10 protein-coding genes are annotated in these 15002 nt (G+C 70.0%); 6 read left to right on the forward strand and 4 right to left on the reverse strand.

The features are described 5' to 3' along the window. Nucleotides 1–12: 12 nt before the first annotated feature. The gene (locus ACF3M1_RS10160; RefSeq protein ID WP_394000306.1) at nt 13–927 is read left to right on the forward strand and encodes a C13 family peptidase; all 915 of its coding nucleotides are present in this window, start codon (nt 13–15) and stop codon (nt 925–927) included. 176 nt (nt 928–1103) lie between these two features. Here ACF3M1_RS10160 and ACF3M1_RS10165 read toward each other — a convergent pair whose 3' ends face one another. Next, on the reverse strand, nt 1104–2663 hold the full coding sequence (locus ACF3M1_RS10165) for a calcineurin-like phosphoesterase C-terminal domain-containing protein (RefSeq protein WP_394000307.1): 1560 nt from the start codon (nt 2661–2663) through the stop codon (nt 1104–1106). Nucleotides 2664–2825: 162 nt separating this feature from the next. Here ACF3M1_RS10165 and ACF3M1_RS10170 point away from each other — a divergent pair, with 162 nt between their 5' ends. Next, the gene (locus tag ACF3M1_RS10170; protein WP_394000308.1) at nt 2826–4661 is read left to right on the forward strand and encodes a 7TM diverse intracellular signaling domain-containing protein; all 1836 of its coding nucleotides are present in this window, start codon (nt 2826–2828) and stop codon (nt 4659–4661) included. A gap of 49 nt (nt 4662–4710) precedes the next feature. On the opposite strand, the gene ACF3M1_RS10175 is transcribed toward ACF3M1_RS10170, so the two are convergent. Beyond that, the gene (locus ACF3M1_RS10175) at nt 4711–7581 is read right to left on the reverse strand and encodes an EAL domain-containing protein (protein WP_394000309.1); all 2871 of its coding nucleotides are present in this window, start codon (nt 7579–7581) and stop codon (nt 4711–4713) included. Nucleotides 7582–7768: 187 nt separating this feature from the next. On the opposite strand from ACF3M1_RS10175, the gene ACF3M1_RS10180 reads away from it, so the two are divergent. From ACF3M1_RS10180 to ACF3M1_RS10195, 4 genes are read left to right on the forward strand one after another with little or no spacing between them, the layout of a single operon-like run. After that, entirely contained in the window at nt 7769–8335 is a 567-nt protein-coding gene (locus ACF3M1_RS10180; RefSeq protein ID WP_394000311.1) for an RNA polymerase sigma factor, read from the forward strand. Continuing rightward, on the forward strand, nt 8332–9240 hold the full coding sequence (locus ACF3M1_RS10185; protein ID WP_394000313.1) for a hypothetical protein: 909 nt from the start codon (nt 8332–8334) through the stop codon (nt 9238–9240). The genes ACF3M1_RS10180 and ACF3M1_RS10185 overlap by 4 nt, the downstream gene beginning before the upstream one ends. A gap of 7 nt (nt 9241–9247) precedes the next feature. Next, nucleotides 9248–9850 (forward strand): IMPACT family protein, encoded by a 603-nt coding sequence (locus tag ACF3M1_RS10190; protein WP_394000315.1) that lies wholly within the window; start codon nt 9248–9250, stop codon nt 9848–9850. Further along, complete coding sequence (locus ACF3M1_RS10195) at nt 9850–11625, forward strand: ABC transporter transmembrane domain-containing protein (RefSeq protein ID WP_394000317.1); 1776 nt, start codon at nt 9850–9852, stop codon at nt 11623–11625. The genes ACF3M1_RS10190 and ACF3M1_RS10195 overlap by 1 nt, the downstream gene beginning before the upstream one ends. A 634-nt stretch (nt 11626–12259) precedes the next feature. Here ACF3M1_RS10195 and ACF3M1_RS10200 read toward each other — a convergent pair. Both ACF3M1_RS10200 and ACF3M1_RS10205 read right to left on the reverse strand, forming a co-directional pair. Next, nucleotides 12260–13374 (reverse strand): IS3 family transposase gene (locus tag ACF3M1_RS10200; RefSeq protein WP_393999965.1). Its coding sequence is split into 2 segments (ribosomal slippage): nt 12260–13122 and nt 13122–13374, totalling 1116 coding nucleotides; the frame shifts between segments, so codons are not numbered across the junction. 275 nt (nt 13375–13649) lie between these two features. Then, on the reverse strand, nt 13650–14897 hold the full coding sequence (locus tag ACF3M1_RS10205; protein WP_394000319.1) for an FAD-dependent oxidoreductase: 1248 nt from the start codon (nt 14895–14897) through the stop codon (nt 13650–13652). Nucleotides 14898–15002: the final 105 nt, after the last annotated feature.

Raw genomic sequence — 15002 nt, forward strand, 5'->3', positions numbered from 1 at the left:
CCCCCCCTGGCGATGCGCGGCCGGTCGTCGTCCTCCACACCTCAACGCCCCGGCGCGCGCAGGTTCGCCGGCGTCCTGCTCGCGTTCCTCATCGTCTGGGCCGCGCCGGTGGCCGCCGACGACATCGCGCCGGTGTCCTCGCAGGCCGCGCGCGACCGCGCGCAGATCGACTCGACGGTCGCGGCGATGCCGCCGCCGGTCGACGAGGCGCCGGTGCTGTACGTGATCGGAGTGGCCGGCGACGGCACCGAAGACGTCTTCCGCAACGAGGTGCGGTTCCTCGAGGACGGGGTCGCACCGCGCCTCGGCGCCAGCGCCCGCACGCTGGCGCTGATCAACCATGCCGACAGCCTCGACACCGTGCCCCGGCCGCTCGCCACACGCGAAAACCTCCGCCATGCGCTGCACGCGATCGCGCCGAAGCTGCGCGCCGACGATCTGCTGTTGCTCTACCTCACGATGCACGGCGCGCCCGACCATCACCTGGGCGTCGTCTGGCCGCCGCACGTGGACGAGACCCTCGCGCCGAAGGAACTGCGTGCGCTGCTCGACGGCGCCGGCATCGGCCCGCGCATCATCGTCGTCTCTGCCTGCTACGCCGGCGGCTTCATTCCCGCCCTGCGCGCACCCGACACGCTGGTGATCACTGCCGCCGCGGCCGACCGGCCGTCGTTCGGCTGCGGCAGCGAATCGACGATCACCTTCTTCGGCCATGCCTGGCTGCTCGACGGCCTCAATCGGGACCGCGACTTCACCGCGGCCTACCGCGACGCGGTCCGCGCGATCGCCCGCCGCGAGGCCGCGCTGGGCTATACGCCGTCACGCCCGCAGATCGACATCGGCAAACGTATGCGTCCGCGCCTGGCGCGCTGGCTGGCGACGCTGCCACCGGCGGCGCCGGCGCGCTATCCCTACCCCGTCGACTGAACCCGTCATCCCGCTGGCCCGCGCGCCCAGGTGCTGGCAATGCGGCGGCCGGCCGAACGGCGTCGAACATGGGACATCCGATCCACCGGCGCAGGCCCGCGATGCCGGCGATCGCGCCGGCGACCGGTCAGTCCCGCATCCCGACTCGCACACGGCGCACGTGAGCCGGCCGCGGCTCAGTCCTCCGGCCAGGCGTCCAGCCGGTATGCGGTCGAAGCCCGGCGCTCGCCGTGCCAGGGATCGAACACACGCACCTCGATGCCGTGCGTGCCGAGCGGCAGATCGGTCGGCAACGCGCCCCGCCACAGATGCGTCGACAGGTCGGCTTCGGGCGACCGGTCGAGTCCGCGCAGTGCGCTTGTGGTGTCGTCGCGGACGTTCTCCATCACCAGCCTCGGGTCGGCCCGGTCCACGCGGCGCATCGGTCGCCAGTCGCCGTCGCCGACGCGGTACTCCACACGGGTATCGGCCCGGCCCATGAACACGTTGGCGTAGACGCCCCAGGCCGGATACGCGCCGCGCCGCAGCACCCGCGGCGCGTGCAGGGCCATCGCGCCGGTCGTCGACGGATCGTCGTCGTCGCGCCGGGCTGGATGCCAATCCAGCCGGTACGCGCTGCCGGCCTCGACGCGCAGGGATGCGAAGCCGTGCGGCGTGCCGTCGGCCATCGTCGCGGCCGGGATCCCCGAGGCATCCTGTGCCCCGCTCCAGAACGCACCACTGGCCGCGCCGACGTTGTACTCGTGCAGTGGCGTCGCGCCGTGCCAACCGCGCTCGGGCCCGTGCAGCACATGGCGCTGCGTGTGCCGGTGCCCGCTGAGCAGCAGCACCTCGGGAAAGCGCTGCAGCAGGGCGAACAGACGCGCGCGATCGGTGCTGCGCACGGTCTCGGGTGCGCCGTCGGCCGCAGTGTCGAACCACGGGATGTGGGCGCCGACGATCAACAGGCGATCGGTCGGGGCACCGGCGAGATAGGCCTCGACGAACGCGAACTGGTCGTCGCGCAGGCCACCGACATACGACGGCCGCACGCCCGGCTGGTAGATCACGTTGTCGAGCATCAGCACGCTGGCGCGCGCGTCTTCCCAGGCGTAGGTCTCGGGCCCGTAGACCGCGCGGTAGGATGCGGTCGATGCCGGATCGTTGCCGGCCTCGAAATCGAGATCGTGATTGCCGGGCAGATGCAGCCACGGCACGTCGAGTTGCGCGGTGGCGCGATTGATCGCCGGATACAGTCCAGGCACGTCGTTGCCGATGTCGCCGAGCGTCAGCCCCAGCGTCGCGGGCACCTCGCGCGCACGCGCGACCACCGAGCGGGCGTAATAGTCCACCTCGGCCTCGCGCCCGGCCTGGGGATCGGCGAAGACCAGCAGATCCAGGGCCGCGGCGGCGTCGCCTTCGGGCTGCAGCGCGAACGCGCAGTCGGCCCCGCGCGTGCCGGCGGGCCGCCAGAAGCGCGGCAGCGCGCCATCGCGTGCCAGCGTGTAAGTGGCCGGCTTGATGACGAAGACGACCGCACGGCGACCATCGAGACCGGCGTAACGACCGTCCGTACCGGTGTCGACGATGCGGCGGCCATCGGACACGCGGATGCCCGCGAGTCCAGGCTCGCCGGCGTCCTGGAGGCCATTGCCATTGCGGTCTTCGAAGACGCGCCCGCGATCGCAGGCGAGTGCCGGCGCGGCGAGCATCGACGTCAGGGCAAGCAAGCACAGCGGGCGGAACGGCAGACGCATGGGAGAGACCGGGCGGGTGCGACAGGCCGACGATTATGCCCGCGGGTGATTTCAGCTGGCCGCTGCCGTACGCTGACCGCGTCCGCTTATGACCAATGGACGGGTCGCGGTGATATGCCGAAGCGCGCGCGGAACAGGGAATCTCCACAAGGGGCAACGGGAATGGGGTCAGGCCGCGTTGGGACGCGCTGCTGGGCATGGCGGCTGACGGCACGCCTGCTGCTGGTCGCGTGCCTGCTGCTGCCCGGCGCCGCCGCGGCGCGCAGCGTCGAACTGATGCCGGGCGTCGGCACCCTCGCCCTCGGGCCGCAGGTGCGCTATCACCACGATCCGGCGGGTGACGAGGACGCCGACGCCGTCTGGAACCGTGTCGAGCACGACGCGCTGGCGCCGCTGCCCGACGGCAACGGCGCCTTCGGTTTCCAGTCGGGCGCGTTCTGGTTCCACGTGCGCGTGGTCAACCACGACCCGGCCGAAACCCGCTGGCTGCTGGTGCAGGAATACCCGCTCAGCGACCGGGTCGACGTCCATGTACGCCGCGCCGACGGCCACGCCGTCACCCACGCCGGCGGCGACCATCGTCCGTTCACCGCGCGCAGCATCCGCTACCGCCACCCGAACTTCGCGCTGGACCTGCCCGCGGGCGTGCCGGTGGACGTGCTGGTGCGGGTGGAGAGCCAGAGTTCGATGCAGGTGCCGCTGCAGCTCTACACCCCGTCGGCATTCACCGAAGTCTCGCGCGATGCGCAGTTCGCGATCGGCCTGTATTACGGCATCCTGCTCGCGCTGTTCTTCTACAACCTCGTGCTGTGGCTGTGGCTGCGCGACGCCAGCTACTTCTGGTACCTGTGCCACATCACCGCATTCGGCCTGGTGCTGTTCACGCTCAACGGCCTCGGCTTCGAATACCTGTGGCCCGAGTCGCCGTGGCTGGCCGACCACATGGTGCCGATCTCGATCTGCCTGGCGCTGATCGCGATGCTGCAGTTCTCGCGCACCTTTCTCGAACTGCCGCGGCGCTGGCCGGCCGGCAACCGCCTGCTGCAGGCGCTGATCGCGTTCTTCGTCCTCCTGGGCATCGCATCGGTGTGGCTGCCGCTGCGCATCTCGACACCGCTCGCCTCGCGCGCGGTGCTGATCGGCGTGGTCGGGATCGTCGTCGCCACCGTGGTCGTGCTGCGCCGCGGCTACACGCCGGCCAAGCTGTTGCTGCTGGCGTGGTCGGCGTTCCTCATCGGCACCGCAGTGTTCACCCTGCTCGCCTTCGGGGTGCTTCCCAAGGCCTTCCTCACCGAATACGGCGTGCAGATCGGCTCGGCGCTGGAGATGCTGCTGCTGTCGATCGCGCTCGGTCACCGCTATGCCGCGCTGCGCAACGAAAACCAGCGGATCGTCGCCGAAACCAACCAGCGGCTCGAGCGCAAGGTCGCGCAACGCACGCAGGAGGTGCGCAGCGCGCTGTTGCAGCTCGAGGAAGCGCATATGCGGCTGCGTGATTCCAGCCGCCGTGACGGCCTGACCGGCCTGTACAACCGCGCGTGGTTCCAGGAAGCGTTTGCGCTGCTGTCGGAACAGGCCCGGATCGCCGGCACGCCGCTCGCGCTGATGATGATCGACCTCGACCACTTCAAGGCGATCAACGACCGCCACGGCCACTTCGCCGGCGACGACTGCCTGCGCTGGGCGGCGCACCGTATCGGCCGGACGCTGCGCCCGCACGACGCCCTGCTGGCCCGGTTCGGCGGCGAGGAATTCGTGGCCGCGATTCCCGGCGAAGATCCCGAGGGCGCCGCGGAGATCGCCGACACGATCCGGCGCGCGCTCAGCCAGGAACCCTGCCCGTCGGGCGACCTGCGCATCCGGGTGACCGCCAGCATCGGCGTGCACGTGATGGCGCCGCCGCACGGCGAGCGGATCGAAACCGCGTTCGCCGTCGCCGATCGCGCGCTCTATGCGGCCAAGGCCAGCGGCCGGGACTGTGTCGAGGTCGCGTCGTGAGCGGGGGCTCCAATGCGCAGGCGATGGCGACGGCGGCGCCTCGCAGCGCTCAGGGGGTGACCCGCGCCACGGGATCGGGCGCGGGGCGACCGTAGAGGAAGCCCTGGCCGTACTGACAGCCGAGCTCGTCGAGCAGATCGCGCTGCTGCCGTGTCTCCACGCCTTCGGCGATCGTGTCGATGCCCAGCGTGCCGGCCAGTGCGAGGATCGCGCGTACCAGGGCCAGGCTTTCGGCATGCATGCCGCTGCCGAGGCCCTGGACGAAACTCTGGTCGATCTTCAGCGCCTGGATCGGGAACCGGTGCAGGTAGGACAGCGCCGAGAATCCCGTTCCGAAATCGTCCAGCAGCGCCATCACGCCGTGGCCGCGCAGCGTCTCGAGCATGCGCAGCGCACGCGGCGCGTCGTCGAGCAAGGCGACCTCGGTGATCTCGATGCGCAGCCGACGCGGGTCGGCACCGGCGTCGTCGACCAGCTGCAGGAGCCGCTCGACGAAATCGTCGGAGCGGAAATGTCGAGGCGAGACGTTGATCGAGACGTAGCCCTCGCGCGCATCGGTCGCCATGCGACGCACGACCTTGCGATACATCAGCCAGTCGACCTGCTCGATCAGGCCGCTGTCCTCGCCCACGCCGATGAACTCGGTCGGCGGCAGGATGCCGTGAACCTCGTGGCGCCAGCGCAGCAGCGCCTCGTGGCCGATGACGGCGCCGTCGGACAGACGCACGATCGGCTGGAATACCGGCTCGAACGCGTCCTGCAGGATCGCGCGCCGCAGGTCCGCCTCGAGGTCCAGCAGGCGCGTCGCTTCGGCGCGCATCGCTTCGTCGAAGCGTTCGCTGCGGTCGCGGCCACAGGCCTTGGCGCGGTACATCGCCGCGTCCGCGTCGCGCAGCAGGCCGTGGCCGTCGGCGTAGTCGGGATGCGACATCGCGATGCCGATGCTGGCCGAGGGATAGAGCTCGCGCCCGGCCACCCAGATCGGCCGCGCCAGCGCTTTCAGAAAGGCATCGGCGGTCGCCTCGGCGGCGCAGGGATCGTCGACGCCCGCGAGCATCACCGCGAACTCGTCGCCGCCCAGCCGGGCCACCAGATCCTGCGGGCCGAGCATCGCGGCGATCCGCTGGCCGATCTCCACCAGCATCGCGTCGCCGGCCGCGTGGCCCACGCTGTCGTTGACCAGCTTGAAGCGGTCCAGATCCAGGAACAGCACCGCGAACGGAGCCCGCGCGCCATGCTCGTCCGGCTGCAGCGCATGGGTGAGCCGTTCCAGCAGCTGCAGCCGGTTGGGCAGGCCGGTCAGCGGATCGTGGCGAGCCTGGTGGACGAGGCGCTGCTGGGCGCGGACACGTTCGCCGATCTGTGCGCGCAGTTCGCGATTGGCGTCCTCGAGTTCGCGGGTGCGCGCCTCCACCCGGAACTCCAGCTCCGCGTGGGCCGCCTTCAGGGCCTCCTGCGCACGCTTGCGCTCGAGTGCGCTGTCGATGTGGTGGGCGACGAAGGTCAGCAGCGCCTGGTCGCTGGGTGCGAAGCCGATCTCGGGATCGTAGCTCTGGACCGCGATCACGCCGACGGGCCGGTCGTCGCGGGTCAAGGGCACGCCGAGCCAGCACTGCGCGCGCGTGCCGCGGCTGCGCACGTCGCCGCGCGACTCCAGCAGCAGGATGCCCTCGCGCCGCGCGAGCAGCGGCTGGCCGCTGGCGATGACGTATTCGGTCAAGCCGTTGGCGAGCGCGCGCGTGCGCCGGACCGCGTCGCGTTCGTCGGCCGAATACGGAAACTCCAGCTGCTGCCCGTCCGCGCTGAGCATGGCGATGTAGAAGTTCCGCGCGTACAGCAGTTCGCCGACGATCGCGTGCAGGTCGGCATAGAAGCGCTCCAGGCTGCCGGCCGCGATCGACAGTTCGCTGATCCGGTACAGCGCGCGCTGCAGGGTTTCGGCACGCGCCCGCTCGGCGATCTGCGCCTGCAGGCCGTAGTTCGCCTCCTGCAGTTCCAGCGTGCGTGACGCCACGCGGCGCTCGAGCTCGGCCTGGGCCTGTTTGCGGTCGAGCGCGGTGAGGATGTGCTGGGCGACGAATTCCAGCAGCGCGCGGTCGTCGTCGGTGTAGCGGCCCGGACGGTCGTAGCTCTGGACCACGATCGCACCGCAGACGTGGCCGTCGCGGCGCAACGGCACGCCCAGCCAGTCGGCGCTGTCGGGCCCGGTCAGCGATTCGGCATCCCGGACACCGTGACGTCGACGCAGCTCGGCCGATGGCCCCAGCATCGGCTGGCCTTCGCGCAGCAGCGCGATCGTCAGGCTGTGCGGCATCGCATCGAGTGCCAGTTCCTCGTCGGGATCCGCGGTCCACGGATCGAGCTCGTCGACGAAATACAGGAACCGCATCGTGTCGCGCAGATCGTCGTAGAGCACGATGTAGAAATTCTCGGCCGTGGTCAGGCCGCCGACCACGCGATGGATGCGGCCCAGCACCTCGTCCATCTCGAGCGTGGAGCCGGCGAGATCGGCGATTTCGTAGAGCGCCTGTTGCAGGCGTTCGGACCGGCGCAACTGCTCCAGACGCAGTTCCGCACGCAGCGCATCAAGTGCCATCGCGGCGCCACGCAGTGCGAGTTCGAGCCAGGCCGACTCGGCGTCGGCGTCGCTGGGTGGTTCGATCGCGACCGCGAGATGCAGGTCGCCGGTCTGCAGCCGGCGCACGCCGCGATCACCGGGACCGTCCGTCGCCGCTTCCACGCGCTCGTGCAGCGTGCGGGGTGCGTCCGGCGAGCCCACCGTACCGGCACCGAGCAGCGCGCACCGCCAGTGCAGCACCGCCACGCCGCCGGGCGCCGTGTCGACGATCGGACGCAGTCGCGCACCGACGTCGACGGGCGACTGCCGGACGGCCGTCGATATGCGATGACGTGCGGACACGATATTCCCGGATCTCGATTCCCCGGCGGCAGCATACCCAAATCCGGCATCCCTTCCGTGCGCCCGACCCCGTTCCTGCCCGCTGCACGTTGATGCTGCCATGCACGCGACATCACCCGCCGCACGCCCTGACTGCACACCCGGTCCGGTCTTCCCGCGCGTGCAGCCACCACGTACCCTGCCCGCCATGGACGACATCGCCAGCGCGCAGGCACCACCCGGCGACGATGCGTTGATGCTGGCCTATGCCGCAGGCGACGCAGCGGCGTTCGAAATCCTGTATCGCCGCCACCGCGACCGGCTCTACCGCTTCCTCGTGCGCCAGCTGCGCAGTCCCGCGCTGGCCGACGACGTGTTCCAGGACGTCTGGCAACGCGTGATCGCCGCGCGCGAAGGCTGGCGTCCGGACGCGCTGTTCACGACGTGGCTCTACCGCATCGCACACAATCGCCTCGCCGATCACTGGCGCGCGGCGCGCCACCGTCCACCGGCGCCGGACGACGCCGATGCGCGGACCGCCGCGATCGCCGATCCGGACACGCCGGAGCGCCAGGCCGACGCGTTCGAGCAGCGGCGTCGGCTGCACCAGGCGCTCGACGCGCTCCCCGCCGAACAGCGTGAGGTGCTGCTGCTGCGCCTGGAGCACGAGCTTTCGCTCGAGGAGATCGGCGACATCACCGGCGCGGGGCGCGAAACGGTCAAGTCGCGACTGCGCTACGCAATGGACAAACTTCGCGCGATGTTGAACCCATGAGCCACCGCCCAACCCCGCCTCTCGATCCCGACGAGCGCGCACTGGCTGCGCGGCTCACGGGTGATCCGGTGGCCTCGCCGTCGCCGGCGCTGGACGCGGCGATTCTCGAGGCCGCGCGCGCTTCGGTGGCGCCCGCGACATCCGCCACGCAGTCCGGGGCGCCGGTGTCCGCGGCCCGGCACGCCGCGTCGACGCATCGACGCCCGCGGCGTCGCTGGCCCGTCGGTGCGGGCGTCGCGGCGGCATTGCTGGTCGCCGTCGGCGTCGCCTGGCAGCTGCGTCCCGCGCCCGAGACGCGTCCCGAGCCGTGGTCGGAGGCGCCGACGACGATGCAGGCGATGCGCGCGCCCGAGGCGTCGTCCGCGGCCGATCGCGCCGAAGCCCCGCCCCCGACCGCCGAGCGTGCCCGTGCCGCGGTCGATGTCCGCCAGACCGCGGCCACGCCCACGGAAATGCCTGCCGATCCGCGCTCCCGCGAACCCCAGCCCTCCGTGGCCACGGCCCGCTCTCAGACTCCGCCTCCGCCGCCACCCGCGCCCCCTGCTGCCGCCGAGACGGCACGCATGACCGCATTCGGGTCCGACGCGGTAGCCGCGCCGCAGTCGTCCGTCGCGCCGGTGGGTGTGGCCGCAGCCCCCGCAGTGGTGGGTGCACCGGCGCCGGCGCGCAGCGACGCGACCGCGCGTCGCGCGGCCCCGATGCTCGAGGCATTCGAGGACCTGCCCGACCACGACGAGCCCCCGGCCACGGCCGATTCCCCCCAGGTACGCGCGGCCTGGCTGGAACGCGCGCGCGAGTTGCTCGACGCCGGTGACATCGTCGCGGCCCGCGCGAGCCTGGCCGAATTCCACCGGCGGCACCCGGACGCTGATCTGCCGCCCGATCTACGCGCGCTGCTGGACTGAGCCCGCGATGCCGCTGGACACGCTGGCCGCGCCGGCCACCCACACGCTGGAGATCAAGCACAGCCGCTTCGTCGCCCATGCGGCGCCAGTGGACGACGAGGACAGCGCGATGCGCGTCCTGCGCGAGATCCACGTCCCCGACGCCACCCACAACTGCTGGGCCTGGCGGGTCGGCGACCAGTACCGTTCCAGCGACGACGGCGAACCCGCCGGCACTGCGGGCCGGCCGATCCTCGCGGCGATCGACGGCCAGGGCTTCGACCGCGTCGCCGTCGTCGTCGTGCGCTGGTACGGCGGCATCAAGCTCGGCGCAGGTGGGCTGGTGCGCGCCTATGGCGGCTGCGCGGCCGAGTGCCTGCGCACGGCCGCCCGGCAGCCATTGATCGATCTCGCGCGCCTCACGTTGCGCGCGCCGTTCGATGCGCTGGGCAGCGTGCATGCGGCCCTGCCGGCGGTCCAGGCCCACAAACTGTCGGAGACCTTCGATCCCGACGGCGTCGCGCTGTGCATCGAGCTGCCGCGCGCGCAGGTACCGGACTTGAAAACCCGCCTGCGCGATGCCACACGGGACCGGGTCGAGTTCGCTCCCGCTGCGGACGATGCCCCCTGATGGCCTTCCGATCCCCGCGCGCCCCCGACCCTGCCCAGCCCAAGGCCCCCGTCACCGCGTTGAAGACCCTGTGGCCGTTCGTGATGCGACAACGCGGACTGTTCGCGGCCTGGTTGATCGCGCTGGCGCTGTCGTCGGTCGCCACGCTGAGCCTGCCGGTGGCGGTGCGCGGGATGATCGACCAGGGCTTCGCCGACGCCGACCGCATCGACGCGACGTTCGCCGTACTGCTGCTGGTCGCGATCGCGCTGGCGTTGTTCACGGCCGCGCGGTTCTTCTTCGTATCGCTGCTCGGCGAGCGCGTCGTGGCCGATCTGCGCACCCGGCTCTACGGCCACCTGCTCGATCTCGACCAGACTTTCTTCGAACGCAACCGCAGCGGCGATCTGGTCTCGCGGCTCAGCGCGGACACCGAACTGCTGCGCGCGGTCGTGGGTTCGACGATGTCGGTCGCGCTGCGCAGCACGGTGATGGTGCTGGGCAGCATGGTGATGCTGGTGGTCACCAGTCCGCGCCTGGCGGCGTTCACGCTGATCGGCATTCCACTGTTCGTATTGCCGCTGGTGCTCGGCGGCCGCCGCCTGGAGAAGATTTCGCGCAAGAGCCAGGACCGCATCGCCGATGCGAACGCACTCGCCAACGAGACGCTCGGCGCGATCCGCACCGTCCAGGCGCACGCGCGCGAGCCTTATGAACGCGACCGCTTCGGCGGCGCGGTGGCGATCTCGGTGGCCACCGCGCGCCAGCGCATCGGCTTGCAGGCGATCATCACCGCGGTCGCGATCACGTTGATCTTCGGCGCGGTGACCGCCGTGCTGTGGTCGGGCGCGCACGATGTCATCAACGGTGAGATGACCGCGGGCACGCTGGGCCAGTTCGTGCTGTACGCACTGTTCGGTGCCGGCTCGGTGGGCGCGCTGGCCGAGGTGTGGAACGAGCTGCAGCGCGCCGCCGGCGGCATGGGCCGGATCTCCGAACTGCTGGTCGAGACCCCGGGCATCCGGGGCCCGGCGCAGCCCGGCACAGCGATGGCGAAGGCACGCGGCGCACTGGCCTTCGACGACGTCACCTTCCACTACCCGACCCGGCCCGACAGCCCGGCGCTGGCCGATTTCACGCTGCACGTCGCGCCTGGCGAAACGGTGGCGCTGGTCGGTCCGTCCGGCGCCGGCAAGAGCACCGTGCTCTCGCTATTGCTGCGCTTCCACGATCCTGCGCAGGGCACGGTGGCGATCGACGGCGTCGACATCCGCACCCTGTCGCCCGACGACGTGCGCGCGCAGATCGCGCTCGTCCCGCAGCAACCGACGATCTTCGCCACCACCGCGCGCGACAACATCCGCTACGGCCGGCTCGACGCCAGCGATGACGAGGTCGAAGCGGCGGCGCGCGCCGCCGAGGCGCACGTGTTCCTCGACGCCCTGCCGGACGGCTACGACGCCCAGCTCGGCGAGCGCGGCGCGCGCCTCTCGGGCGGCCAGCAGCAGCGCATCGCGATCGCGCGGGCCCTGCTGCGCGACGCACCGATTCTGCTGCTCGACGAGGCCACGTCCGCGCTCGACGCCCAGAGCGAGCACGCCGTGCAACAGGCGCTGGCCCGTCTGATGGACGGACGCACGACGCTGGTGATCGCCCACCGCCTGGCGACCGTGCTCAAGGCCGACCGGATCGTGGTGATGGATGCCGGGCGCATCGTCGCCCAGGGCACGCACGCCGAACTGATCGCACAGGGCGGGCTCTACGCGGAACTCGCGCGGTTGCAGTTCATCGACTGAGCCTGCATCGACCCTCGTAGGAGCGCGCTTGCGCGCGATGGGCGCTGTGGGCAACGCCGCGTCGCGCGCAAGCGCGCTCCTACACGTTGCCCTGGTCTTGGTTTTGGCTTGGCCTTTGGCTTTGGCTTAAGTTTGGGTTTGGGCTTGGGCTTTGCTTATCGCGTTGGCGTTTGATTTGAATCGAGCCGTAAAGCGAGCCGAGCATCGCAGGGCGGCGGGGTCGAAGAGCAGCCCATGTCTGAGCGCAGCGAGTTTGGGCTGCGTGCCCCGCTGCCCGAGAAGCGCAGGGGACCGCCGCGGCTGTATCGCGGCGGATCGCGTCCGGCGAGGGGACGTTTTGGTTCCTTTTGGGTCCCTCCAAAAGGGACTCGCACGCGCAGCGAGCGAAAGCCCTGCACTTGCTTTCGCTTCTTCGCTCGTCGCTTTGCGACTTTGATATTCGAAGCAAAAGATCAACCGCAGGAGCGAAGATCAAAGACCGGGCTTCCGCGCTGTCGCGCGGCTTACTTTTGTCTTGGCAAAGTAAGCAAAACCGTCTTCGCCGGACGCGAGCCGATGCGATGAAGCCGCATCGGTCCCCTCCGCTCCTCGCCTGACGCGGCACATTGGGACCTTCACGGCGTAAGCTCCCCCGTCAAGCAGACACTTCAAAAGTAGAGCTTTCGGCGTGGTGTCTGCGGTACTCGAGCGGGGTCATTCCGCCGAGCGAGTCGTGGGATCGTTCTTCGTTGTAGTCGATCATCCACCAGTGGGTGGCTTCCCGGACGTCGTCGAGACGGACGAAGAGATTGAGGTCAAGCACTTCCTCGCGGAATGTGCGATTGAAGCGCTCGATGAAGGCATTCTGATTTGGCTTGCCGGGCTGGATGTACTGCAGCGCCACGCCGTTCGCCTTGAGCCAGTTGGTGAACGCATCGCCCAAGAACTCGGGACCGTTGTCCGAGCGCACGACCTGCGGCAAACCATGATCGCGTTTGATCTGCTCGAACACACGGACCAGCCGTTGCGAGTTGATCGACGTGTCCACTTCGATGTGCAGGGCTTCTCGGTTGAAGTCGTCCACGACGTTGAACGTGCGAAACCGTCTGCCGCAGGCGAGCGCGTCGCTCATGAAATCGACAGACCAGACCGTGTCTGGCAGCCTCGGCACATAGAGCGGCACCCGCTCGCGCTTGGGCAGGCGCCGTTTGGCGGCGCGGCGCAGGTTGAGTTTCATGGCCTTGTACACGCGATAGATTCGTTTGGGATTCCAGGCCGGCTGCTGCTTGCGAAGATGGTTGCTGCACTTCCAGAAGCCGCGGCTGGGGTGCGCCTCAACGAAGCGCGCGATTTCAGCGATCAGCTCGGCATCGCGCACCGTCCAATCCAGAGGCGGCGCGTACCACGCCCCTCGCGACAAACCGACGCATGCGCAGGACCGGCGCAGCGGCCGCGCGTGGACCTCGACGAGGAACCGCACGGCCTCGCGCTTGCGCGCCGGCCCTAGAGTTTTTTTGCGATCAGGTCCTTCATCGCTGCGTTGTCGAGCGCCAGCTCGGCATACATCCGTTTGAGCTTGGCGTTCTCGGACTCGAGCTCCTTGACCCGCCGAAGCTCGGAGGCCTCCAGGCCGCCGTACTTGCTCTTCCACTGGTAGTACGTCGCGGTGCTGATGCCGACCTGGCGACAGATGTCTTTGACCGGCACGCCTGCGTCGGCCTGCTTGAGCGTCGCGATGATCTGCGTCTCGGTGAACTTCGATGTGCGCATGGGACCTCCTGGCTGGGAAACGATGCCAGAAAGATCTACTTATGCGGTGTCTGTCAGACGGGGGAGCTTACGACGGTTCCGCAGCCCAAACTCGCTGCGCTCAGACATGGGCTGCTCTTCGGCCACGCCAGGCTCCGGTGCTCAGCTCGCTCTACGGCTCGATTCAAGTCAACGGCTTAAGGCCAAAGCAGAAGCAAAAGCAGAAGAAAGCTAAAGCCCAAAGCGGAGACGCAAGCGGAAGCCGGAGCAAGCACGAAAGCCAGACAGAGGCGCGACTACTTCGTAGAAACCCCGGACATCCGAAACCCACCCAAGGCGTCCACAAACTCCGGCGCCAACGCCAGCGATCCGAACACGCCGTGCTGCGTGCCACTGAGCACCCGCAACATGTGCCCACGCCCGCCTGGCAGACGGCCCATCGGTTGGAACGCAACGTCGCGCGCCTTCGCGATCAGGTCGCGCTCGGACTGGAATACCGGCGTCAGCCAGCGGCTCCAGAACTGGTACATCGCCACGTGCCGGCGGCGCACGCGGGCATAGGTCGCCAGTGCATCCGGCAGGGCGTGCGCACGCAAGGCATCGCGCAGCGCTTCGGCATCGAGCAGGGCCATGTTGACGCCCTGCCCCAGCTGCGGGCTCATCGCGTGCGCGGCGTCGCCGAGCAGCACCCAGCGGCCGCGATGCCACTGCGTCAGCGTGACATCGCGATAGGTCGCGCGCGCCAGCTGGGCGTGCGTGGTCGTGGATGCCAGCAGCGCCGAGGCTTCGGGCCAGATGCCGGTGACACTCTCGCGCCAGTCGTCGAGCGCGGCGGACTGCCAGCCATCGAAGGCTGCGACCGGCAGGCTCCAGAAAAAACTGAGCCTCGGTGTCGCATCGCCCGGGCGCGTGCCGACCGGCAGCAGCCCGATCATCCGGCGCGCGGCGACATAGCGCTGGCGCAGTTCGGTGAGATATGGCCAGTCGGCGGCATCGAGCAGGCACCACAGCGCGCCCCAGGGATACACCGCATCACGGCGCACGCCGCCGAGACGGCCGCGCAGGCGTGACGCCGCGCCGTCCGCGGCGAGTACCAGATCGAACGGCCCGTGCCGCCCGCCGTCGGCATCGCGCAACCAGCGGTCGTCGGTGTCGTCCGGGCCGTCGATGGTGATGCCCGCATGCAGCCGTACAGCATCGCCCCGCGCGCGGTCGAGAATCGAGAACAGCGCACCGCGCTGCATGCCGACACCACACAGCCGCGAGTCGAGTCCCGCGTAGCGCATGTCCATGACCGCACGGCCGCAGGGCGTCTCGCCGTAGAGCCGGTCGACGCGCGCGCCATGCGACAGGACATGATCGAGTAGCCCCATGCGCCAAAGCACCTGCAGGCCGGTGGGCTGCAGCAGGAAGCCGGCACCGACCGGGCCCGGCTGGGGTGCGCGTTCGAAGACCTCGATCCGGTGACCATCCCGCGCCAGCAGGACGGCGGCGGCCTGCCCGGCCGTGCCGTAACCGACGATGGCGATGCGCAATGGCGTCATGGGGGCTCCAGAGGGGGCGCCAGCATACCGGTGACGCCACCGACCGGGCAGCGACCGAAGCGCGCGCCCCACACGAAAAAGGGCCGCCCCGTTGCCGGGGCGGCC

Origin of the sequence: Luteimonas sp. WGS1318 (assembly GCF_043187535.1) — a bacterium.
Lineage (GTDB): Bacteria > Pseudomonadota > Gammaproteobacteria > Xanthomonadales > Xanthomonadaceae > Luteimonas.